This is a genomic window from Halomonas garicola (assembly GCF_031935715.1).
Taxonomy (GTDB): Bacteria; Pseudomonadota; Gammaproteobacteria; order Pseudomonadales; family Halomonadaceae; genus Vreelandella; species Vreelandella garicola.
Genome location: NZ_JASSZF010000038.1, coordinates 1 through 23,485, shown reverse-complemented (window position 1 = coordinate 23,485; position 23,485 = coordinate 1). Strand labels below are relative to the sequence as shown.

20 protein-coding genes are annotated in these 23,485 nt (G+C 61.2%); 7 read left to right on the top strand and 13 right to left on the bottom strand.

The window, feature by feature from the left end:
* The first annotated feature begins 350 nt into the window (after positions 1–350).
* The gene (locus RS027_RS11985; protein WP_311957257.1) at positions 351–1,943 is read left to right on the top strand and encodes a BCCT family transporter; all 1,593 of its coding nucleotides are present in this window, start codon (positions 351–353) and stop codon (positions 1,941–1,943) included.
* Between the two features lie 121 nt (positions 1,944–2,064).
* Here RS027_RS11985 and RS027_RS11980 read toward each other — a convergent pair whose 3' ends face one another.
* The 8 genes from RS027_RS11980 to RS027_RS11945 form a co-directional block, all read right to left on the bottom strand.
* Entirely contained in the window at positions 2,065–4,434 is a 2,370-nt protein-coding gene (locus RS027_RS11980) for a mechanosensitive ion channel domain-containing protein (protein ID WP_311957256.1), read from the bottom strand.
* Between the two features lie 226 nt (positions 4,435–4,660).
* Entirely contained in the window at positions 4,661–5,776 is a 1,116-nt protein-coding gene (locus RS027_RS11975; protein ID WP_311957246.1) for a transporter family protein, read from the bottom strand.
* A gap of 131 nt (positions 5,777–5,907) precedes the next feature.
* Positions 5,908–6,714: a hypothetical protein gene (locus tag RS027_RS11970; protein WP_311957244.1), complete on the bottom strand. Its 807-nt coding sequence runs from the start codon at positions 6,712–6,714 to the stop codon at positions 5,908–5,910.
* Positions 6,715–6,786: 72 nt separating this feature from the next.
* A complete protein-coding gene (locus RS027_RS11965; RefSeq protein WP_311957242.1) occupies positions 6,787–7,491 on the bottom strand; it encodes a C39 family peptidase in 705 nt (234 codons plus the stop codon).
* A 136-nt stretch (positions 7,492–7,627) separates the two neighbouring features.
* Positions 7,628–8,806, bottom strand: a complete 1,179-nt coding sequence (locus tag RS027_RS11960; RefSeq protein WP_311957240.1) for a FapB/FapC family functional amyloid domain-containing protein — start codon at positions 8,804–8,806, stop codon at positions 7,628–7,630.
* 48 nt (positions 8,807–8,854) lie between these two features.
* A complete protein-coding gene (locus tag RS027_RS11955) occupies positions 8,855–9,487 on the bottom strand; it encodes a FapB/FapC family functional amyloid domain-containing protein (RefSeq protein WP_311957237.1) in 633 nt (210 codons plus the stop codon).
* A gap of 2 nt (positions 9,488–9,489) precedes the next feature.
* On the bottom strand, positions 9,490–9,999 hold the full coding sequence (locus RS027_RS13555; protein WP_512699035.1) for a FapA family amyloid fibril periplasmic chaperone: 510 nt from the start codon (positions 9,997–9,999) through the stop codon (positions 9,490–9,492).
* 3 nt (positions 10,000–10,002) lie between these two features.
* The gene (locus RS027_RS11945) at positions 10,003–10,449 is read right to left on the bottom strand and encodes a hypothetical protein (protein WP_311957231.1); all 447 of its coding nucleotides are present in this window, start codon (positions 10,447–10,449) and stop codon (positions 10,003–10,005) included.
* Positions 10,450–10,967: 518 nt separating this feature from the next.
* Here RS027_RS11945 and RS027_RS11940 point away from each other — a divergent pair.
* The gene (locus RS027_RS11940) at positions 10,968–12,353 is read left to right on the top strand and encodes a sigma-54 interaction domain-containing protein (protein WP_311957229.1); all 1,386 of its coding nucleotides are present in this window, start codon (positions 10,968–10,970) and stop codon (positions 12,351–12,353) included.
* A 9-nt stretch (positions 12,354–12,362) separates the two neighbouring features.
* Here the strand turns inward: RS027_RS11940 and RS027_RS11935 are convergent, their stop codons facing one another.
* The 3 genes from RS027_RS11935 to serA all read right to left on the bottom strand — a co-directional run bounded on the left by RS027_RS11935 (position 12,363) and on the right by serA (position 15,708).
* On the bottom strand, positions 12,363–13,184 hold the full coding sequence (locus RS027_RS11935; protein ID WP_311957227.1) for an IclR family transcriptional regulator: 822 nt from the start codon (positions 13,182–13,184) through the stop codon (positions 12,363–12,365).
* Positions 13,185–13,351: 167 nt separating this feature from the next.
* A complete protein-coding gene (gene trhO, locus RS027_RS11930) occupies positions 13,352–14,359 on the bottom strand; it encodes an oxygen-dependent tRNA uridine(34) hydroxylase TrhO (protein ID WP_311957225.1) in 1,008 nt (335 codons plus the stop codon).
* Positions 14,360–14,472: 113 nt separating this feature from the next.
* Positions 14,473–15,708, bottom strand: a complete 1,236-nt coding sequence (gene serA, locus RS027_RS11925; RefSeq protein ID WP_311957223.1) for a phosphoglycerate dehydrogenase — start codon at positions 15,706–15,708, stop codon at positions 14,473–14,475.
* Positions 15,709–15,972: 264 nt separating this feature from the next.
* Between serA and xseB the strand changes: the two genes are divergently transcribed.
* The 4 genes from xseB (at position 15,973) to djlA (ending at position 19,973) form a co-directional block, all read left to right on the top strand.
* Positions 15,973–16,278 carry an exodeoxyribonuclease VII small subunit gene (gene xseB, locus RS027_RS11920; RefSeq protein ID WP_311957222.1) on the top strand — a complete coding sequence of 102 codons (306 nt, stop codon included), beginning with the start codon at positions 15,973–15,975 and terminating at the stop codon, positions 16,276–16,278.
* Positions 16,272–17,165 carry a (2E,6E)-farnesyl diphosphate synthase gene (gene ispA, locus RS027_RS11915; protein WP_311957220.1) on the top strand — a complete coding sequence of 298 codons (894 nt, stop codon included), beginning with the start codon at positions 16,272–16,274 and terminating at the stop codon, positions 17,163–17,165. Before xseB ends, ispA begins: the two co-directional genes overlap by 7 nt.
* 46 nt (positions 17,166–17,211) lie before the next feature.
* Positions 17,212–19,140, top strand: a complete 1,929-nt coding sequence (gene dxs, locus RS027_RS11910) for a 1-deoxy-D-xylulose-5-phosphate synthase (RefSeq protein WP_311957219.1) — start codon at positions 17,212–17,214, stop codon at positions 19,138–19,140.
* A 71-nt stretch (positions 19,141–19,211) separates the two neighbouring features.
* Positions 19,212–19,973 (top strand): co-chaperone DjlA, encoded by a 762-nt coding sequence (gene djlA, locus RS027_RS11905; protein WP_311957216.1) that lies wholly within the window; start codon positions 19,212–19,214, stop codon positions 19,971–19,973.
* Between the two features lie 25 nt (positions 19,974–19,998).
* On the opposite strand, the gene ribA is transcribed toward djlA, so the two are convergent.
* A complete protein-coding gene (gene ribA, locus RS027_RS11900) occupies positions 19,999–20,634 on the bottom strand; it encodes a GTP cyclohydrolase II (protein ID WP_311957213.1) in 636 nt (211 codons plus the stop codon).
* A gap of 265 nt (positions 20,635–20,899) precedes the next feature.
* Here ribA and hemE point away from each other — a divergent pair, with 265 nt between their 5' ends.
* Positions 20,900–22,012 (top strand): uroporphyrinogen decarboxylase, encoded by a 1,113-nt coding sequence (gene hemE / locus RS027_RS11895; RefSeq protein ID WP_311957211.1) that lies wholly within the window; start codon positions 20,900–20,902, stop codon positions 22,010–22,012.
* Between the two features lie 111 nt (positions 22,013–22,123).
* On the opposite strand, the gene RS027_RS11890 is transcribed toward hemE, so the two are convergent.
* Positions 22,124–22,900 (bottom strand): ferredoxin--NADP reductase, encoded by a 777-nt coding sequence (locus RS027_RS11890; protein WP_311957210.1) that lies wholly within the window; start codon positions 22,898–22,900, stop codon positions 22,124–22,126.
* Positions 22,901–23,485: the final 585 nt, after the last annotated feature.

Sequence of the window (23,485 nt, the reverse complement as noted above, 5' to 3'; positions counted from 1 at the left end):
AGAAAATCAAGAAGTTCCGGCGGTTATCTACACGCTATGAGCGACTGGCAAGAAACTACCAGTCACTCCTCTGCCTCGTGTCAGCCGCCATATGGCTGGCCTAATTGTTAACGCCCCCTAGCGCCATTCCACAAATAAGTCGAGCGGTATGACAAGCCGACCCCATCTTTATTCGACCCGCTACGAAAGCTGTGCTAGCATCCGCTTCACTTTTTATCTGCGCCATTCGTTGAATGGCGTTTTTTTTTAATCATTTTCCTCTCAAGCCGGCATTTTTTTCCGCGCAACTCGATTTTTGACCCTAACCCATCCCAACTCGCTCACTTCGCAACCTGAACGGTGTCATCTGAATGCATAACCCTGCTGCTAGTACGGCGGACAGCACGTCCGCTCACACGTCCCGATCCACGGAGCCTGCCCAGGGGCTGCGCTCCCTGGGCGATCCGGTGGTGCTTATTTTAAGCATCGGCTTTATCGTCGCCTTTATCCTGCTGTCGTTTTACGACCTCAACATGGTCGCCAACGGCGTGAGCGCAGGCTTCGCCTGGACGGCTAAAACGCTAGGCTCCTATTTCCAGTTTTTGCTGTTAGCCACCTTTTTCATCGCCGTTGGCCTGGCCACCACGCCGGCGGCCAAAGCCAAAATCGGCAACCTGGACGCGCCGGAAATGAGCACCTTCAAGTGGCTGTCCATCATTTTGTGTACGCTGCTGGCCGGCGGCGGAGTGTTCTTTGCCGCAGGCGAGCCGGCGTTTCATTTCTTGACCACGCCGCCGGCGCTGGATGCCGAACCGGGGACGCCGGATGCGGTAGCCGGTGCGCTGGCGCAGTCGTTCATGCACTGGGGCTTTTTGGCCTGGGCGGTGCTGGGCACGCTTGCCTCCATCGTGCTGGCGCATTCCCACTACGTAAAAGGCCAGCCGCTGCAGCCGCGTACGCTGCTCTACCCGGTGCTGGGCAAGCGCCTGCTGAGCGGGCCGCTGGGCGGCGTGATTGACGCGCTGTGCGTTATCTCCATGGTCGCGGGGACCGTGGGCCCCATCGGCTTTTTGTCGACGCAAGTCAGCTTTGGCTTGCACGAGCTCTTGGGCGCACCGGACGGCTTTGCCACCCAGATTGCGGTACTGATCGCGCTGGGCTCGATCTATGTGATCTCGGCGATGACCGGTATCCATCGCGGCATCCAGTTCCTGAGCCGGTTTAACGTCTTTCTGGCGCTGGCGATTGGCGCGGTCATTCTGCTTTTCGGCCCCACGCTTTACTTCTTCAACTCGTACCTCTCGGGCATGGGCTCCTACGTCACCAACTTTTTCACCATGGCCACTACCACCGCGGAAACGGCATCGCCGGGCTGGATGCAGGGCTGGACGGTATTCTTCTTTGCCTGGTTTATCGGCTATGCCCCGCTGATGGCGATTTTCGTGGCGCGAATTTCACGCGGGCGCAGCATCCGCGAGATGATCGTCGCCGTGGCGGTTATCGCCCCGATTGCCACCACCGTGTGGTTTACCCTGCTGGGCGGATCGGGCGTGTTCTATCAGCTTACCGGCGCAATCGACATGACCGAAGCGCTGACCAGCTACCAGTTTGACGTGGCGACGCTGACCGTTGCCCAGGCGCTGCCCGGCGGCACCGCAATGGCGCTGGCGATTTTGCTGCTGACCACCATCTTTGTGGCGACTACCGGCGACTCCATGAGCTACTCCATTGCCGTAGTCGGTGCCGGTCACGACAAGCCGAGTCCCAAGGTGCGTGCCTTCTGGGGCATTGCCATGGCGCTGATGGCGGGCATCCTGCTGGAGATGGGCGCCGGGCAAATCAACGCGCTGCAGCAGTTTATCGTGCTCACGGCGGTTCCGGTGTCGTTCATCCTGCTGCCGACGCTGTGGGAAGGCCCGAAAGCAGCCTATGCCATGGCCCGCGAGCAGGGCATCATCGACTAGCCCAGGAGGCCGGCTTCAACTAGCGTCGATATAAACGCCAACGGGCCGCTAAAAAGCGGCCCGTTGGCGTTTTTACGTCACGAAGCGGAAAAGGTAGGCTGAAGCCTCCGCCCAGGCAGGTTTATTCATCCACATCCTCCTCGGAGGGGCGCTGATAGTCGGCGCCTTTGCCCGACTGGATACCGCGACTCGGGTCGTCACGGCGCTCGGGACCCGTGTGCTCCACGGCGGTGGACTCGACCACGCGCAGGTTGGCCGCCGGCGCGGTGCCGTCCTTGCGCTCGCCGAAGTACAGCGTGGTGTGCGGCTGCGGGATCTCGATACCGGCTTCATCAAAGCGCAGCTTGACCAGCCGGTTATACGCACGGCCCACGGCCCACTGGTCGCCCGGCGTGGTCATGATCATCACGCGGATATTCACGGAGCTATCGGCAAGCGACGTCACACCGGCTACGGTCAACTCTTCAAGCAGCTTGGGGCCGTGCTCCTCGCTTGCCTGCAGGTCGCTGAAGGCTAGCTGGAGCTTCTCTACCGCGTGGTCGATGCTCTCTTTGTAAGCAATGCGGTATTCCTCAACATGGTAGGCAAAGTCGCGCATATAGTTGGACACCGTATCGATACTGGAGAACGGCACGATGTGGTAGGTGCCGGATAGGTCGCGGATACCCACCGAGCGAATGCTGAAACGCTCCGCCGTGCCAACCACGCCGCCGGCGCCCACGACGTCGCCGGTGTTCATGGCGTTTTCGATCTGGATGAACACCCCGGTGATCACGTCCTGGACGAGCTTTTGCGCACCGAAGCCGATGGCCAGCCCCAGCACCCCGGCGCCGGCGATCAGCGGCCCGATATTGATCCCGATCTCGGCAAGGATGATCATGCCGGTCATGGTGATCATGGTGATGATCAGCGCGTTGCGAAACAGGCTCAACAGCGTTCTGGCCCGAGCCGTCGGCTGCCCCTTGCCGGTATCGGGATTGAGCTTGTGCTCGATGAAGCTGGCAAGCCCCAGCCATATCGCCAGCGCCACGATCAGGATGATCGCCACGTGGATCAGCTTGCTTACCAGGGCGATACCCTGCTCGGAGGCGTACCAGGCGGCCAGGTCAAACAGGTACCAGGCGTCGAGCACCACCATCACTACGACGACCAGGATGATCCCCCGCAGCACTTTCAGCGCGGTGGGCACGTAGCTGTTGAGGCGCTTTTCCAGCATCGGTAGCTTGCGATTCACCTCGGCTGACAGATGAATGCGCCGGCCAATGGTCTGGGTCAATAGCGACGAAAGCAAAAGCCCTGCGACCACGGCGCCCAGCGTCTGCAGCGTGGCAAACAGCACAAACGGCAGCGCTTCGGCCGGGCGCAGCAGGGTAATGACAAACACGCCGATGAAATAGACCAGCGCCAGCAGATGCCAGGTGCGCGCCAGCAGATGCAGGGCAACGCGGCTGGGCGCCAAGGTCGCCCGCGACGCGCTGGCATTGATGCTTTGACGCAGGCGCAGGCGGTTTTTCAGCACCACGATCACGGCATAGAGGAAAGCGGCCAGCGTGATCAACGTGCCCAGCGCATCGCCAAGCGACGCGGCCAGGTAGTAGTTGACCAGCGGCACGGCCACCATTAGCCCGTAGCCGACCATGCCCACCAGCCGAGCGATCCAACGGTTCCAGTAGGAAGCCTCGAAAGCCGAAATCGGCAGCAGGCGCAGGCCCTGATAGCGCGATGAGAACAGCATGCGCACGGCGGCCTTGATCAGCTCGATTACCAGAAAAGCATTTAAAAACAGCGATGCTCGAGTAGAAAGGTCACCGGTATGGCCTATCGCAAAGGTAGCGATCAGGTTGCCGCCGACATAAGCCAGCGCGACAATCAGCGCATCGATCAGCGCGGCAATGATCACGCAGGTGACCAGCCGCAGCACCGGCGTGTAGTCGCCCCGGCGCGACCAGGTGCTGATACGGGTGAACAGCGGCTTGGCCAGCCGACGACAGGCGATGAACAGCAGAAAGGTCGCGGCAACCACCAGCCCCAGATTGATCGCCGCGCTGACAAAGGCGGCGGTGTCGAAACCGCCCGCCTCTTCGCCGCTGAACAGCTCGCGACCGATCTGGGCCAGCTGCTGGAAGTGCCCCCCCACATCGCTGACGATGCGGCTGGTGACTTCGGCAATCTGGCGCGGCAGTGACACCTCTTCAGGGGCGATATCGCTGCCCTGGGCGGCCTTCTCCGGCAGGTCTTCCGGAAGCTCGCGCGTAAGCTCGCTTTGGGGAAGCTCGCCGGCCTGCTGACGCAAAAACTCGATCAGCTCCTCTCGGGACTGATCGTCTTCCAGCAGGTTGGCAAGCGTTGCGTAGGTCGTCTCACCGTTTTCAGCGGCGGCGTCGGGCGGCGTCTGTGCCTGGGCCGTCAGCGGCGCAGCAAGCAGCAGTGCCGCCAGCAGCCACAGGCTTAGCACGGCCCCCAGCTTGGGTAGCAGTCGTAATGGCGTCACGCCGTTGTCTCCTTGGATCGAATAAACCTCTGACCATCAGCGATGGCCAATACGTGTCGTCGCCGTCGCAGTCGCTATTTAGCAGCAGCGGCAGCGGCGCGCATGGCGCCGATATTCTTTGGTCTTTGAAGGAGAATCAAGCTTTTGTCGGGTTAATATGCATTACGCCGAAGGCGCAACGAGCTTTAAGCCCGCAGCACCTCCGGAGGGCAAACAAAGGCAGGAGCTAGGGCTGGAAGGGCATGCGGAACGTCAGGCTGACATCCGAGGCGTCGTCGGTCAGCCCCAACCCCAGGCTGGTGACCACCGAGGTGCTGTCATTCAACGCATAAGTGCCGCCGAGGTTGAATACCCCGACGTTGGCATCACTGCCGACCACCTCGTTGGTCACGCCGCCCTGGGTGGTTTCGGATTTCTGGATATACTCGTGGGAGTAGGAGAGCGACAGGCTCAGCCGCTCGTTGAGCGCAAAGGCGGTGCCGAAGCCGGCACGAATGGAGTCGCCCAAGTCGACCTTGCCCGACTGTTTGCCGTCTGACGCCGAGATGTCGTCGAAGCTTTCCTCGATATTGTAAGTATAGCCCAGATTGGTAAAAACGATGGCCGGGTCCAGGGTCTTGAGCAGCGAGACCCCGCTGGTAACTGCCCAGACCCCGTTGCCGGTGGGCAGCTCGGTGGGCACGGTCAGATTCGTATTGACGTCATTACCCTTATCATCTTCATCTATTTTAATGGTATCCGTACGTGTGGAAATACCGTAGGGGTCGGTGCCGGTGGGCGCCCGAACTCCCAGGTTCAAGACTACGTCGGGGCGGGTTTGCGTCTCGGGCAGCAGGCGGTAGGAGAGCGAGGCGCTGATATCGCCGAGCCCCGCGTCATCCACCGATCTCTCGCTATTGAGCTGGGTCGAAAAGCCTTGGCCGATCGACTGGTAGGTACTGCTGCGGTAGACGAAAGGAACGTTGAGCCCCAGCTCCAGCCGGTCGGTCAGCCCGTAGCGGGTGCTCAGGTCGAAGGTGGTGATATGGCTCTGGACGTTATCGACGTTGATCTCGCCGAGGAAGATGGCGTCCAGCGCCAGAAAACCGCGCAGCGCCAGCTGGGAACGGTCGGAATAGGAGTAGTTGATGCCCGGCTCGAGGGTCAGGCGATCGGAGAACAGCGCGTGCTCTTCGCGCAGCACGTTCTCCACGCTCTGGCTGGGTCGGGCTTCCCGGACGACCTCGCCGCCGTCGTCATCGACCTGCGCCTGAGCCGCCGAAGAAACCCCCAGGGCAGTTGCCATGAGGGTAAAAGAAACCACCGATACCGGCTTGCGCGTAGAAATTATTGTGTCGCCCACACAGCTCTCCTTGGTATTTTTTGTTAACTGCTGCCGTATTGTTTTTATCGCACCGCCTGACTTATTGATAGCGGGGGGGGTAACGGCGGGTTACGCGCAGTGTAGACCAGTCGTGCGCTGACCGTCATCCTTCAGCGACGCAGACCTCGCGCCGACTCGACGGCGCCGCGCAAGCCGGACACCTCCGTATTAGCACCACGGTCGCCCATATAAAGCTGCAGCCGCGTCAGGTTGCGCACCTGCTGCGCGTCGCTGGTCAGCTGAATCGACTGCCTGAGCCCGCGGCCGGGCACGATGGCCTGGCTCACGCTGCCCATGCTCGGCACCTGCAGATTGACCCCGATTCCCCGGGCACCGCTGCTAACGGCCATCCGGGTACCCGAGGGCAGGCGTTGCTGCGTGTTGGCGGCGCCGGCGCTACCCGCCGACACGTCCCGCCCGGCGGCATCGAGAATGTCGATCTGCAGGTCGTTGGCCGCCGCGTTGAAGTTGCCGCCGGCCTGAATGCTCTGCACCACGCCGCGCGCATTGCCGGTGCCGGCGTCGCGCACCACCGCACCGTTGCCTGAAGACGCTCCCGGAAGGCTCGTTGAATTACCCACGGTCAGGTGGGGCTCGAAGCGAACCGTCGGCGACGCCCCGCGCAAATCGCCGCGCAGCGTCCCCCCGGCCCTCAGCTGCTCGCCCGCCGAGGTGCGCCATTCGCTGGACATCTGCACGCCGAAGAACATGATTTGGCCCTGGTCGACGAAGCGCCCGCGCAGCTGCGCGAGTTCAGCATCGCTGAGCTGGCGCTCCTCGGAGAAGGTCGCAAAGTCCGAGACTTCGGCCTGAACGGAGCCCGTCATCAGCCCCGCAGTGGCGATGACCGCCAGAACCGCTGCGCCGCGCGCCTTCCGGTGCATTGCTTTATCTTGTTGTTCTCGCTCGTGTGTCATCATGTTGGTGATCCTCTAAACGCTGACGAACGCTTTTAGCCAAAGCTCTATAGGTGACAACCCCGGGCTATGCTAGAAGACATCCGCGTGTCGAAAACCGAAATCGAGCAGTTTCTGTTTGGGTACCGGCGCAAAGATATCCTGCATGCGGTGCGCCGTAAGCGGCTGGCGGGGGTCCAACAGAGCGGTCTGCTGATCAAACCCCTCGCCGACGATAGCGAAGATGATGCCGTTCCACGAAGCCATGAACTTGTCGCGCTCCATGATCCGGTTACCCAGCGCCGGATCGCCGACATAAACCCGGTCCCCGCTGGCCTTCTTGACCACTACGAAGTGCTTGTAGCCCTCCAGGTCAAGCAGCACGATCACCGGAATCGAAACCGCATCCAACGTATCTGGCGCCACCTCGTAGCCCCGGCCGCGATAGCCGAGAGTCTGTACGTAGTTCTTCAGGTCCAGCAGCGAAAAGCCCCGTGCCAGCACGACTTCGGGATCCGATACCTCGAGCATCCCCGCAAGCACACCTTGCTCGGTGGTCCCGGGACGCTGGTAGGCATACTTGAGAATGGTGGCCAGCGACGCGGCTCCGCAGGAGAAGTCCGTATGCTGCTCGACCAGGTTTTCGAAGCGCCGCTCGCGAATCGACTGCACGTCTTTGCTGATCACCGTGCCAGAAACGACATTACCCAGACGCACGCTGGCGGCCTGGGCATCCAAAAAGGGTAGGGCAAGCCCGAGAAGCAGTAATGGCATCCAGCACCCACGGCTTGATTTCATGGCTGACTCCCTGGCTTACCCGATAAAGATTGGCAAGCCTGTAAAATATCAGAAGCTTGCAAAACCCGGCCTGCAAAAGCAGGCCGGGAAGGTTATTGCAGCATCATCCAGATGCTTGGCTGATAGGCGCTATCACTCAATTCGGGGGAGTCCCGGGAGAGCCGCCCATGGAGGAAGCAATCGACAGCGAGTTGCGCTGCAGGTTGTGTGTGCCTGCTGCTACGTTAACGCCGACGTTACCGCTCGCGCCCTGCAGGGCATTACTGCCAATAGTGGCGTTGTTCTCGTTGTTAATGTAGACGGTATTGGTGGTGGTTACACCGCCGGACAGGGTTCCGCCCATGGCCATCAGACCGGCTTCCTCAAAGCCCAGCTCACCGCCCTCGCTTCCTTCGAAGCGCCCGTCCTGACCCGAATCGCTCTTGTTATCGAAGTCAGCATGGCCCCAGTAGGACGAGCCGCCACCTTCCCGGTGGTTGCCATCAACACCCTCACCACCATCCTTCCAGATTTCGGGGTAGACGTCGTTGGTCTGATTCCAGCGGCCTTCGTAGTCACCGTTACCCTGACCCGCATATCCACCGACCATCACGCCGGAAACGGCCACATCAACCGTATCGGTGAACTCTTGGGTAAGCCCCTTGTTGGTTGTAGAGTTGCCGGTCGTCTGCTGGACGCCGCCTGTGGTGGCGCGGGTGTGGCCGGCATTATTGTTGCTGGAGGCTGCCAGCGAGTTCTGCTGGGCGTTGCCGGAACCTGCCGCGATGTTGGCGGTAATGTTGCCGCTGGCGCCATACAGCGCGCCGCTACCCAACCTCGCGTTGTTGGGGCTACCGGCGTTGGTCGTTACGTTACCCTCGGCGTGCTGCGCCGAATAAGCCGCGGACTGCCCGAACACATCCATGGCGTCGGAGGAGGCAAGCGCGGCGTCGTTAGCTTGGGCGTTGTTGTCACCCGCCGCGACGTTGATACCCACGTTGCCCGTCGCGTTCCCACCGGTGCCCGAACCGACGGTGGCGTTATTCTCGGAGGCTTTATTGGCTACCCCGTTGTCGGCAGTGATCTGCTTGCTGTCGACGGTGGCGCCGGAGTAGTGCGCGGCCTCATCGTCAACGCTTACGTCGATATCGAAGTCTTTGCGGGTATACGATTTATGACGCAGATCCACATGGATGTTATTCATGAATGTGGACTCAATGCTGCTCTCTGCGTCGATGCCATTGCCGTTGCCGCTGCCGTTTTCAGCAAATGCTACGGGTGCCACCATCAGCGCGGTGACGGCCAGTGCGAGTGGAGCTTTTTGGAACATTTTCATGGTATTTCTCCTGAATGAACCGATTCATTCTGATTACTGCGTTATTCGCTACGGTTTCAGCGCCATGTTCATGCGGAAGCTGTTGCTCGTAGCGTTCCCCGTGCCGGCTGACTGATTCACCTGGATAACGCCGCGGGCGCCCTCGAATGCCGTCTTGTCGATCTCGACGCGACTCGTGGAATGTCCCGAACGCTCACCGGTACCGGTCAGCCCTTGCCTGTCGGCCTGTACTCCCTGCAGCGTGGTGTCGCTGAGGTTGCTGGCCGATATGCCCATCGCCACTCCGAAGGAGTTGCTCTGCGCATTGCCTTGACCCGCCGCCTGGTTGATCGACAGCCATCCCTCCGACTGTTGAAAGGCGGCGCCCTTGATGCCCGTGATGTTTTGTTGGTTGACGAGCCACTCTTCGATCCTCGATCGCTGCTGCAGCTCGTTCGCCGAACTGGCGATGTTACCGATCGCCAGCGTGCCGACGTTGCTCTGCAGATTGCCGTCGCCGGCGGCCATGTTGGTATTGCTGACGCCGCTGATCTGGCTCAGCGCATCGCCACTTATCACGGTAGTGTTGCGTATGCCTGATAACTCTTGAGCCGCGACCGTCTGGATGCAGCCGATCATCAACAGAGTGCCTACTGTGGCCGTGACGCTTTTCTTCAGAGCGCCTGTATGAATATTCGCCATGATCAGTCCCGCCCTGTCAGAGGTGAGAGGGCCCGACCCACGGTGCCGGATATCCCTGAGGTCGCCGACGTCACCCGGCCCGCTACGCCGCCACCCCCACCGCCGCCGCTGCCACCCCCCAGGCTTCCCGCAGCTCGCTGGCTTGTGCTGCCGGCGGCGCCATTCATTCGCGAGCTGGTCCCCAGAGTATGGTGGAGCGGAGCCAGTGAGCCCTGCACGCTGCCACGGATACCGGCGGCCCGCTCATCGGTCAGCGATACGGCGTTGATGCCGTTGAGTCGCTGCTGAACCGTGTCCCGCACGTTGACTTTTGAGGTGATGGGCCCGCCATGCCGCTCGACGCGATTGATGGGGGCCGCTTCGACGCGACGCTGGATAACGATGTCACCGGGCCGCACGCGGGGTTTAAGCTGGTGGCCTGTCGCCGCGTCGGCAATGGCGACACCGGGGGCGCTCAAGGCAACCGTTAACAGGGCGACGCCCGCTGCTCGATTGATAACTAGACGCTTCATGGTTTATTGCTCCCGCCGCGTAGTTACGCTGGTGCTTTGCTGATTGCCAAGTCCGCGGGAATGCGAAGTCTTGGTATCGTTACCGCCGCCGCCCGTCGGGCGCTCATCCCAGAGGATGACGAAGTCGGCCTCACCGCCTGCGCTGCGCTGCTGCGTCCGAGCATCGACATAGCGGCCGCGGATCGACTCGAGTTGCGTATCGTCCAGGCTGTTTAGCGGACGAATACCTACCGATAGCTGAGCCGCAACGCTCGACTCTGAATGTGTTAGTGCCTCGCCGCCGGTGCTTTCTGCCTGTGTGCCCTGCGCCACTGCGACTAACAAAAGCCCGCTGAGCCATAGGCCGGTCGCGAAGCGGCGAGACGGCTGCCGTTTGGCGCTTGCCAGCTCTTGCCAACCTGCACCGTGGCAACTTGCCTGATTGTTCTGTGCGTTACGGGTCGGGTACATGGCAGCGCCTCCATAAAGTGCGGCTTCTCCTGATTATATACATGCAATAGCCGTGCCAACTTATAAGTCATTGATATTGCTCACCTCAAAAAAAACAGCCAGCATTAACTGTTACATAACTGAAAATTTCGATTGAAAAGAGGACTACAATTTCTTAAAGAAGTTAAGTAATCATTAAAAATCATATTGTTAAGGATAACCCCTCAGTGTTAAAAAAATGAGACGCTTGCTTCTTAATAAAAAAATCATTCAATATCAGAAAATTACGAAGTAAATCCAAATAATTAGAAAATGTTAATTATAATGATTAGCCATATAATCAACAATAGATAACTACATTGCCCTTAACCGAACAAGCCACTACAGTAATACCAAATACCGACCTATCACTTGATAAACATCTACTAATAAAGAAAGCTATAAAAATAGAAACTTAATTTACACCGGACTCGGGAACTTAAAACAAGGAGCACGCCACCACACCCAACAACTGGAATGAAAATAAAAAGAGGCGAGCCATGGCGGAAATCACAAATCATTGCTGGTTAATAGCTGAGCCTTCTAATAAAACGGAATCCCTAATAATGAAGACAGAAGCAATGGGCTGGGAACTTCATAAACTCAACATTTCTCTTAACAACTTCAACTTTTATCTTGACGACAAATGCCTTGTAGGTCTTGTCTTTCTTGACAGCATCAAAGAAAATCAGCTTAACCAGCTGGAATATATTATATTAAAAAACCACTGCTTATGGATTGCTGTATTAACGGATAAATCGCTACTTGAAGATAAAGACACTCTCAGCTTAGTGGCATCACTGTGTCATGGTTTTATGGAACTCTCAGCCAGAAGTGAAGATCTCAACTGCCTAATGAAGCACGCAGCATCGCTGGCACAGATTCAAAAGCAACACCTGGCTCTTCGCCGTAATACAGCTGCTACGTCAGCTGATTCGGCAGAATATGAGATGGTAGGCACTACGCCTGTGATGCATAAACTTTTCGAAACAATACGTAAAGTTGCCCCTGTCGAAGCTCCTGTTTTCATCAGCGGAGAGTCGGGCACAGGCAAGGAACTGACCGCTCTGGCCATTCACGAGCGATCGTCGCGAGCATCCCATATCTTTCATGCAATTAACTGCGGCGCGCTACCTGAGCAGCTGGTTCAGTCAGAGCTCTTTGGTCATGAAAAAGGGGCCTTTACCGGGGCTGCCCAACGCAAGATAGGTCGCATCGAAGCAGCTGATAACGGCACTCTATTTCTTGATGAGATAGGGGATTTACCATTGGAGCAGCAGGTTAATTTATTGCGCTTTCTTGAAACTCAGCGGATTCAACGGGTGGGAGGGATGAGCGAGATTTCGGTCAATGTGCGTATTGTTTCAGCAACCCACATTAACCTGGAAGAAGCTGTCAAGAAGGGGAGGTTTCGCGAGGATCTCTACCACCGTCTAAACGTGCTACAAGTTAAAGTGCCCGCATTGCGCGAGCACCCAGAAGATATTGAAATCCTGGCGCGCTATTTTTTCGATCGCTTCTCCAGCGATAAACCTTCTCAGTTAAAAGGCTTCTCGCGCGAAGCGCTTCAGGCTATGCGCTCCTATCACTGGCCGGGCAACATCCGCGAACTGCTTAACCGCATTCGCAGGGCAATGGTCATGTGTGATAATCGCCTAATTCAGCCTGAGGATCTGGATATAAAAAATAGCGAGAGCACGTTTTTCAACCAGTCTTTAGGGCAGGCCAGGGATAAGGCCGAGCGCGAAGCCCTGATCTTGGCACTTCAGCGAAGCGGGCATAAAGTTCATCCGGCGGCGCGAGAATTGGGCGTCTCACGTGTCACGATATATCGACTGATAGAAAAGCACGGTCTATTTCTATCCGCACGAAGCGCCCCTGGATAGGTAATGGCACTAATCAGGCACCCGTCCGCCCAGCTGGGCGGTAATGTCGGCGGCCGTTGCCTGCACCAGCCCGCCAAGCTCCATCAGTCGCGCTTCGGGAATGCGCGCCATGGGCCCGGAAACGGAAATCGCCGCCAGCGGCGTGCCGCGCTCGTCGTGTACGCAGGCGGCCACGCAGTGCAGCCCGACGGCATGCTCTTCGCGGTCGCAGGCAAACCCCTGGGCCCGGATACGGGTCATTTCCGTCTCCAGCGCATCCGTGGTGTAGAGGGTGTTTTCGGTTACCCGGGTAAGCTCGCGGCCTTCGAGCAGCTGGCTACGCTCGTCGTCGGGTATCCAGGCGAGCAGCGCCTTGCCCACGCCCGAGGCGTGCAGCGGCGCTCGAGAGCCCAGCCGGGTAATCATGCGCATCATCTGGGGAGATTCGTGCTGGGCCAGAAATACCGCGGTGGCGCCGTCACGAATGCCAAGGTTCGCCGTCTCGCCGGTGACGCTGGTCAAACGACGCAGGTAGGGCCGGCTGGTGGCGATGAAATCGCGCGCTTCCAGAAAGCTGTTGCCAATGCGAAACGTCTTGACGTCGATGCGCCACAGGCCCTGCTCGTTTTCCTGGGTGACAAATCCCTGGCTTTGTAGCGCCTGCAACAGGCGGTGCGTAGTGGACGGCGCCAGCTCCGCCATGTCGGCAAGCTCGGACAGCGAGAGCCCCTGGGGAATGGACGCAATATGCTCCAGCAGTTTGAGACCGCGCACCAGCGACTGGCTATGGCCGCCGCTGGCCTTGGCTGTACCGGCCGGCCGGCCGGCAGATCGACGCTTTACCTCACTCACCCGTCTTCCTCCTGAATCTCTGTGCCAAAAGCCGTCGTAAAACACGTGCGGCAAGCCCCCGCAGGAACGTTATGCGGGACAAAGAAACAGAATAACCTGCTTTGCCCATCGTTGTCGTGTTTATGGAAACAATTTCCACAAAAGTCGACACCGCAGCCTCCATGCTATCAGGCCGAACCCCTCTGCGAATCGCCCGCGCCCGCCGGACGACGCGGTGCGTTTTGCTCCCCGCTCTGTCGCGGATTGCGCCCCATGGGATGAGGCTCCCCCCGGGACCGGGCCAGCTCGATCTGGCGCTGGCGCTCCCGGGCGCTGGCGCGGGTTTTCTCGGGTAGCGAATCAATGCAGTGCGGGCAGCTAACGCCCGGCTCGTAGGCCGCGTCGCGCATGTCCTCGGCGGAAATCGGCCGGCGGCAGGCATGGCACTGCTCGAACCCGCCCTCGGCCAGGTCGTGGCGCACGGTCACCCGGTTATCGAACACGAAGCATTCGCCGCGCCACAGGGACGCGTTTTCGGGGACTTTTTCCAGATAGTTGAGCACCCCGCCCTTGAGGTGGAACACCTCGTCAAAGCCTTCCTTGAGCATAAAGCTCGAGGCTTTTTCGCAGCGAATGCCGCCGGTGCAGAACATAGCAACCTTCCTGTGTTTGGCCGGGTCGTAGTGCTCGCGCACGTAGTCGGGAAACTCGCGGAAGGTCGTAGTATTCGGGTCTACCGCACCCTTGAAAGTGCCGATGTCCACTTCGTAGTCATTGCGGGTATCGATGACCAGCACTTCCGGGTCGCTGATCACGTCGTTCCAGTCTTCAGGTTCGACGTAGGTGCCTACGGTATCGTTGGGGTCGATGTCGTCCACGCCCATGGTGACAATCTCGCGCTTGAGCTTGACCTTGGTGCGGTAAAACGGCGGCTCGTCGCAGTAGGACTCTTTGTGGTCGATATCGGCAAAGCGCGGATCGGCGGTCAGCCAGGCAAGCAGCGCGTCGATACCGTCGCGGCTGCCGGCCACGGTGCCGTTGATGCCCTCCCGAGCCAGCAGCAGGGTGCCCTTGATGCCGTTATCCAGCATGGTCTGGCGCAGGGGGTCGCGCAGGGCCTGATAGTCGTCAAGGCTAACGAACTTGTACAGCGCGGCAACGACCGTCTGCGCGGCCGCCGGTGATGAATCGCTCATGGGGTCTCCTGGAGTTCGCCCGCGTAAAGGGCGGCCTGGATGAAAAATCCGCGTATTTTACCCGATTACGCCCCGAGCGGCCATGGTGGCCGCCACCGCCACCGCCACCGGCGTCAGGGCGAGTACAGCACGCGAACCTTCAGCGTGTTCTCGACCTGGCGCAGCGCTTCCAACGACTGCTGGCTGTAGGCCTTGTCCACGTCCATGACTACGTAGCCCACGGCTTCGTTGGTCTGTAGGTACTGGCCGGAAATGTTGATGTCGTTTTCCGACAGCACCCGGTTGATCTCGGACATCACCCCCGGCACGTTGTGGTGAATATGCAGCAGGCGGTGCTTTTCCGGGTGGGCGGGCAGCGCCACCTCGGGGAAGTTGACCGAGGTCACGGTGGTGCCATTATCCGAATAGGTAATGAGCTTTTCGGACACCTCGACGCCGATGTTCTCCTGGGCTTCCAGGGTAGAGCCGCCGATATGCGGAGTAAGGATGACGTTTTCCAGGCCGCGCAGCGGGCTCTGGAACTCATCATCGTTGCTCTTGGGCTCTACGGGGAAGACGTCTACCGCCGCGCCGTGCACCTTGCCGGCCTTGAGCGCTTCGGCGAGCGGCTCGATCTCGACCACGCTGCCCCGGGAGGCGTTGATGAAGATCGCCCCGGGCTTGAGCGCGGCGATTTCCTTTTCACCAATCATCCAGCGGGAGGAAGGCACATCGGGCACGTGCAGGCTAACCACGTCCGAACGGCCCAGCAGCGCCTCAAGGCTTGCTACCTGGGTGGCATTACCCATCCCCAGCTTGGCGATGACGTCGTAATACAGCACGTGAAAGCCCAGCGACTCGGCGAGCACGGAAAGCTGGGCGCCGATGCTGCCGTAGCCGACGATACCCAGCGTCTTGCCCCGAGCTTCGTGGGAGTTTTTCGCCGACTTGAGCCAGCCGCCCTGGTGTGCCCGGGCGGTTTTTTCGGGGATGCCGCGCAGCAGCATGATCGCCTCGGCCAGCACCAGCTCGGCCACCGAGCGGGTGTTGGAATACGGCGCGTTGAACACCGCGATCCCACGCTTGAGCGCGGCGTTCAAGTCCACCTGGTTGGTGCCAATGCAAAAACAGCCCACGCCAACCAGCTTTTCCGCCGCGGCAAACACCCGCTCGTTGAGCTGCGTGCGCGACCGTAGACCGATAAAATGCACGTCGCGGATCTTTTCGATCAGCGTGTCTTCGTCAAGGGACGTCGGCAGGTGCTCGATATTGGTGTAACCGGCGTGATGGAAATTATCCACCGCGCTCTGGTGGACTCCCTCAAGCAGCAGAATCTTGATTTTGCTCTTGTCCAGGGACGTTTTAGCCATGGCTGAATCAACCTCTATAAACGGCGCGCGCCGCGTCTCGATACGTGAACAAGCACGGGAAAGTGCAGGATGAAAGGCCCGCATATTACCACAGCCGCGCCGAGCTGGCGGGGGCTGGGCAGATGAAAAGTCCGGGTTCAGCCCATGAAGCCGGCGCATATTCTCCTGGGCGGGCAGACGCGCCCCCGGGTGGTCGGTGTATACTCCCGGCCTGGCCGTCGGGTTTAGGTTTTTGTTCCATGTTGATTCAGCAGGCTTTCACCCATGAGTGATACACCAACGCCAACGCAGGATTTCGCCACGACAGTCGAGCAGCTTGAGACGCTGGTCGAACGGCTGGAGTCCGGCACGCTGTCGCTTGAAGACTCCCTCGCGGCGTTTGAACAGGGCGTGGGGCTTGCGCGCCAGGCCCAGACGCGTCTGGATGACGCCGAGCTCAAGGTGCGCGCTCTGGGCGAAGACGCCGCCGGCGGACTTTCCGTCACGCCGTTTCACCCGCCGGGTACCGGCGCCGAGACGGATGCCGGCACGGATAACGACCCACCCAGTGAGGAGACGCCGCCATGGTAGCCGTGCACGCCACGACGCTTGACGCGCATCGCCAAGCCAGCAGCGCCCGCGTGGAAGCCACGCTCACCGCGCTGTTTGACGACCGCCCGGCCGCCTCGCCGCGGCTTGAGGCCGCGATGCGCCACGGCCTGCTGGTGGGCGGCAAACGCCTGCGCCCGATGCTTGTGTACCTGGCCGGCCAGGCGCTGGGCGCCGAAGCCCGGGCGCTGGACGCGCCGGCCGCTGCGGTGGAGCTGATCCACGCCTATTCGCTGATTCATGACGATCTGCCGGCCATGGACGACGACGACCTGCGCCGCGGCCAGCCCACGGTGCACCGAGCCTTTGACGACGCCACGGCCATTCTTGCCGGGGATGCGCTGCAGGCGCTGGCCTTCGAGGTCATTGCCGCTGACCGCCACCCGCGCCTGGGCGCGCTGATCCGAACGCTTGCCAGCGCGGCCGGGCGCGACGGCATGGTCGCTGGTCAAGCGCTGGACATGGCGGCCATGGGGCAGTCCATTGATACCGCGGTGCTGGAAACCATGCACGCGCACAAGACCGGCGCGCTGATTCAAGCCTCGGTGCGCCTGGGCGGGCTTACGGCCGTGAGCGAGGACGATCCGCGCCTTGAAGCGCTCGAGCGCTACGCCCTGGCCATCGGCCTGGCCTTTCAGGTGCACGACGACGTGCTCGACGTCACCGGCGACAGCGCCACGCTGGGCAAGACTGCCGGTGCCGATGCCGCCCGGGCCAAACCCACTTACCCCGGCCTGCTGGGGCTTGACGGCGCCCGGCACAAGGCCCGGGCGCTGATCGAAGACGCCGTGGCTGCCCTGGCGCCCCTTGGCGAGCGTGCGGCCCCCCTCGCTGACCTTGCCCACTACATTATCGAGCGCGACCATTAAGCTATGTCTACGAAAGCTATGCCCATGAAGCTATGTCCATGAAGCTATGTCCATGAAGCTGTTCGACGAGATACCCCGTGAGCGCCCGGCTACGCCGCTGCTCGATACCTTTGACCATCCCGCGGCCCTGCGCGCGATGTCGCCGGATCAGCTGGCCCGCCTGGCTGACGAACTGCGCGCCTACCTACTGTACAGCGTAGGCGTCTCCGGCGGCCACTTCGGTGCCGGGCTTGGCGTGGTCGAGCTCAGCGTGGCGCTGCACCACGTCTACCACACGCCCCACGACCGGCTGGTGTGGGACGTCGGCCACCAGGCCTACCCGCACAAGGTGCTCACCGGCCGCCGCGACGCCATGCTGAGTATTCGCCAGCACGGCGGCCTGGCGGCGTTTCCCCGCCGGGCCGAGTCCGAGTACGACACCTTCGGCGTGGGCCACTCCAGCACCTCAATCTCTGCCGCACTCGGTATGGCGCTGGCCGCCCGAGCCAAGGGCGATACGCGCCGAGTCTGCGCGGTCATTGGCGACGGTGCGCTCACCGCCGGCATGGCGTTCGAGGCGCTGGCCCACGCCGGCCACGTCAACGCCAATCTGCTGGTGATCCTCAACGACAACGAGATGTCGATTTCGGAAAACGTCGGCGGCATGGCGACGTATCTGTCGCGGATCTTTTCCAGCGTGCCCTTTCTGAAGATGCGCGAAGAGAGCAAAAAGGTGCTCTCGCACCTGCCCGGCGCGCTGGAAATTGCCAGGCGCACCGAGGAGCACATGAAAGGCATGGTCAGCCCGGCCACGCTGTTTGAAGAAATGGGCTTTAACTACACAGGCCCCGTGGACGGCCACGACCTTGAGAGCCTGACCCAGACGCTTGATACCCTGAGCCGCACCGAGGGCCCGCAGTTTCTGCATATCAAAACCTGCAAGGGCAAGGGCTTTCTGCCCGCCGAGGCCGACCCCATCGGCTACCACGCCATTACCAAGCTGGAAAAGCCCGGCAGCGACGCCAAGGCCGCAGCCAGCCCCGCGCCGCCGGCACCGGCCAAGCGCAAGTACTGCGCGGTGTTCGGCGAATGGCTGTGCGACATGGCCGCCGCCGATCCGCGCCTGCTCGGCATTACTCCGGCCATGCGCGAAGGCTCTGATCTCGTGCGCTTCTCCAAGGAATACCCCGAGCGCTACTTCGACGTGGCCATTGCCGAACAGCACGCCGTCACGCTTGCCGCGGGCATGGCCTGCGAGGCCGCCAAGCCGGTGGTGGCGATCTACTCGACGTTTCTCCAGCGCGGCTACGATCAGCTGATTCACGACGTCGCCGTCCAGGCGCTCGACGTTACCTTTGCCATCGACCGCGCCGGGCTGGTCGGCGAAGACGGCCCCACCCATCACGGCAGCATGGACCTGTCCTACTTGCGCTGCGTGCCGGGCATGGTCATCCTTGCCCCGGCTGACGAAGCCGAATGCCGGGCCATGCTCAGCGCGGCCTATCATCATCCCGGCCCCGCCGCGGTGCGCTACCCCCGCGGCACCGGCCCGGGCGTGGCCGTGGCCGAAGACCTGAAGCCCCTGGCCATCGGTCAGGCAGAGACCCGCCGGAAAGGCGGCGACGGCGAACAGCCGCGCATCGCCCTGCTGGCTTTCGGCAGCATGAACGGCCCGGCCGCCGACGTGGCCGAGGCGCTTGACGCCAGCCACGTCAACATGCGCTCGGTGAAGCCCCTTGATCGCGACGCCGTGCTTCAGGCGGCCAGCGAGCATGACCTGCTGGTAACGCTGGAGGAAAACGTGGTCGCCGGCGGTGCCGGCAGTGCAGTCAGCGAGCTGCTGGACGCCGAGCGCGTCGACGCCGAGGTATTGCACCTGGGGCTGCCCGACGCCTTTGTGGAACACGGCACGCCGGCGGAGCTGCTCGCCGACTGCGGGCTCGACGCTGCCGGTATCGAACACGCCATTCGCCGGCGCCTGGCGGCGCGGGCATGATCGTCTGGGTGCCCTATCTTTCTTCTACCCGTTAACTTCGCAAACCCATTTGCAAACCCAAGAGAGACGCCATGTTGATAATTACCCTGATCGGCGCCTTCATCGGCTACCAGCTGGGCGGCCCGCTCGGTCTTTTAATCGGCGGCGGGCTGGGCTACTGGCTGGTCAAGTATCTGCGCCGAAAAATGGTGGGCAAGCTGCTGGGTGCCCAGCAGCAGTTCCTGTCGTCCACCTTTGCGGTAATGGGCTGCGTGTGCAAAGCCGACGGCCGGGTGTCCGAAGACGAACTGGAGGCCTCGCGCCAGCTGTGGGACAAGCTGCGCCTGAGCGAGGCCCAGCGGACCCAGGCCCGGGCCGACTTCAACCGCGGCAAGAGCGATGACTTTGACCTTGACGCCGAAGTCGCCAAGGTTCGCCTGATGGCCGGCAGCCAGCCGGCCCTGCGCCAGCTGTTTTTACAGGTTCAGCTGACCGCCGTGGCCGCCGACGGCGAGCTGCACCCGGCCGAGCGCGAGGTCATCATGCGCGTGGTGCGCGGACTTGGCTGCTCCGAGGCAGAAATTGCCCAGATAGAGGCCATGCTGCGCGGCGGTGCCCAGTCGGCAGCGCCCCAGGGGCCGTCACTCGAGGATGCCTACCAGGTACTTGGCGTATCAAAGGACGCCAGCGACGCCGAGGTGAAAAAGGCCTACCGCAAGCTGATGAGCGAAAACCACCCGGACAAGCTTGCTTCCAAGGGGCTACCCGAAAGCATGCGCGAAGTCGCCAAGGAGCGCACCGCGGAGATCGGCAGCGCCTACGAGCAGATCCAGAAGGCCCGGGGCAACGGCTAAGCCGCGACCCGGCTTCTAGCGGGGCTCAGCCTTTGCGCTCGACATCCACGCTGCTGGCGGGGGTGAAGTCATCCAGCGCCATCATGTGGCCAAGCTTGCCGGCCTTGGTGGAGAGGTAGCCTTCGTTGTGGGGGTTGAGCCCTGTAGTCAGCGCCACCCGCTCGGTCACGTTGACGCCGTCTCGGGTCAGAGCGTCGACCTTGCGCGGATTGTTGGTCATCAGCCTGAGCGCCTGCACGCCCAGGTGGTTGAGCATCGGCACGCAGAGGTCGTAACGCCGCATATCGGCGCCGAAGCCCAACCGCTCGTTGGCCTCGACGGTATCGGCGCCTTCGTCCTGAAGGTGGTAGGCGCGGATCTTGTTCAGCAGGCCAATGCCGCGGCCTTCCTGGCGCAGATACAGAAGCACCCCGTGACCTTCCCCGGCAATACGCTTGAGCGCTTCCTGCAGCTGATAGCCGCAGTCGCAGCGCATGGAAAACAGCGCATCGCCGGTCAGGCACTCCGAATGCACCCGCCCGAGCACCGGCGTTTCGCCGCTTACGTCCCCCAGGGTCAGCGCCACGTGATCCTTGCCCGTGGCTTCGTCCTCGAAACCGTGCATGGTGAATGTCGCCCAGGGGGTGGGCAGCCGGGATGCGGCAATGAAGCGAATCGTCACAGGTTACCTCGATGGTCGAACACGTCCGCGGAAAAAGCGCGCCGAGAAGCCTTTCCGGGTTTAACAGCGTATTTCACCGCCGCTTGCCGCGGCAGCAACGGTGCCGCAAGACGGGTATAATCAGGACGGCATTGCAGGGCGCATGGCCACACAAGCGCCGGATGGTAGCGCCCGAGTTTAGCAAAACACCTTCCATGCCATACAATCCATCTTACACCCTTGGCATGCCTCTCAGGCAGGCTATTTTTTCAAGAGCTTGTATTCTATGACTTCTGCTTTTGCCGCTCAGGCTTCACCGCTACACAATGACCGCTTACTGCGTGCGCTGGCGCGCGAGCCGGTGGACCGCACGCCGGTATGGATGATGCGCCAGGCCGGCCGCTACCTGCCCGAATATCGCGCCAAGCGCGCCGAGGCGGGCAGCTTCATGGACCTGTGCCGCAACCAGGATCTGGCCTGCGAAGTGACGCTGCAGCCGCTTGAGCGCTATCCGATGGACGCCGCAATCCTCTTCTCGGACATCCTCACCATTCCCGATGCGATGGACCTGGGGCTTTACTTCGTGACCGGCGAAGGGCCGAAGTTCAAAAAGACCGTACGCACTCCCGAAGAGGTCGAGGCGCTCAAGGTGCCCGACGCCGAGCGCGACCTGGACTACGTGATGCGCGCGGTATCCACCATCCGCGGCGAGCTCAACGGCCGGGTGCCGCTGATCGGCTTTTCCGGCAGCCCCTGGACGCTTGCCACCTACATGGTGGAAGGCAGCTCGAGCAAGGATTTCCGCCACATCAAGTCAATGCTCTACGACACGCCGGACGCCATGCACCAGCTGCTCGACAAGCTCGCCCACGCGGTGACCGACTACCTCAACGCCCAGATCCGCGCCGGGGCCCAGGCGGTGCAGATTTTTGATACCTGGGGCGGGGCGCTGTCCACGCCGGCGTACCTGGAGTTCTCGCTGCGCTACATGGAACAGATCATCTCGGGGCTGATCCGTGAGCACGACGGCCGTCGGGTGCCGGTGATCATGTTCACCAAGAACGGCGGCCAGTGGCTTGAGCATATTTCCGCCGCCGGGGCTGACGGCGTGGGGCTGGACTGGTCCACCGAGCTCTCCGACGCGCGCCAGCGCGTGGGCCATCGCGTGGCGCTCCAGGGCAATCTCGACCCCAACGTGCTGTTTGCTCGCCCCAGCGCCATTCGCGCCGAGGTCGCGCGGATTCTGGAAAGCTACGGCCAGGGGCCGGGGCACGTATTCAACCTGGGCCACGGCATCAGCCAGTTCACCGATCCGGACAACGTCACGGCATTCATCGACTCGCTGCACGAGCTTAGCCCGCAGTATCATCGCGACATTCCCGCCCACCAGAACGCCTGATCGGCAGGCCTTTCCCACCGGCTGCTCAAGCGCCCTGCAGGCTCCGCATTAGCGGGGATGCGGGGCGTTTTTCGTTGTTACTTTTCTTTCGGCCCGTGCTCTGCCGCGCCGTTACTTTTCCACGAACGCCCGCTCAATGACGTAATCCCCCGGCACGCCCATGCGCGGCGAGATCTTGAAGCCAAGCTCGTCGAGCAGCGCGCTGGTATCGTCAAGCATCGCGGGGCTGCCGCAGATCATCGCGCGGTCCTGGCTGGGGTCGAGGGGCGGCAAGCCGGCATCGGCGGTAAGTTTGCCGCTGCGGATATGGTCGGTCAGCCGCCCCTGGGTGTGGAAGGCTTCCCGGGTCACGGTGGGGTAGTAGACCAGCTTTTCGCTGATTTCCTCGCCCAGATATTCGTGCTGGGGCAGCTCCCGGGTGATGAAGTCAGCGTAGGCCAGCTCGGACACATAGCGCACGCCGTGCACCAGGATGACCTTGTCGTACAGATCGTAGACGTCCGGGTCCTGGATCAGACTCATGTAAGGCGCCATGCCGGTACCGGTAGACAGCAGATAGAGGTTGCGCCCGGGCAGCAGATCATCGGTTACCAGCGTGCCGGTAGGCTTGCGGCCGACCAGAATCTCGTCGCCGACTTCCAGGTGCTGCAGGCGCGAGGTCAACGGGCCGTCCTGCACCTTGATGCTGAAAAACTCGAGGTGCTCTTCATAGTGCGGGCTGGCGAGGGAATAGGCCCGCACCAGCGGCTTGCCGTCCACCTCCAGCCCGATCATGACAAACTGGCCGGACTTGAAACGCAGGGTTGGCTCCCGGGTAGTACGAAAGCTGAACAGCGTATCGTTCCAGTGATGAACGCTCAGCACTTCAGCCTTGGCGAACTTGCTCATGGCGGCTCCTTTTGACAATAGCGGTGACGAAGCCGGCCGCCGGGCCGGCCATTCTCTGGCGGCCTACTTTACCACTGAGTGCAACGTTTCGCGTCAGCCGGGATGCGACAGGCAAGCGCAGGCCAAAAGGAACGCGCTGCCTGTCCCGTAGCCGCAGACCCTGGCAAGCACTATGGGGAACAAAAGGGCTCGTTCAGGCCCTGCGATCTGGCAAGTGCTTCACTCAGTGCCTTATCTGGAATCATACGCCTAACTTACACCAAGGCCGACGCGAGCCATATTTATATACATGACCTATAACCCTTTGGTCGGCGGGTGCTTTTCATGCCAATGCCGAGCAATATCAGCCCGCCGGGCAATCCAGACATCGTGGTGTTGGGCTACGTAATCGAGAAACTTCTCCAACGCCAAAGCCCTGGCAGGACGACCCGCCAAACGGCAATGCAAGCCCACGGACATCATCCCCAGTGTCAGGATGAGTGTCGTACCCTCTGATACCCTGTTCTTATAAACCGACCAGGGGGCGAAAGGAGACACTCATGCCTCGTTACTCCGAGGAGCGCCGGCAAGCCGTCGTGACTAAGC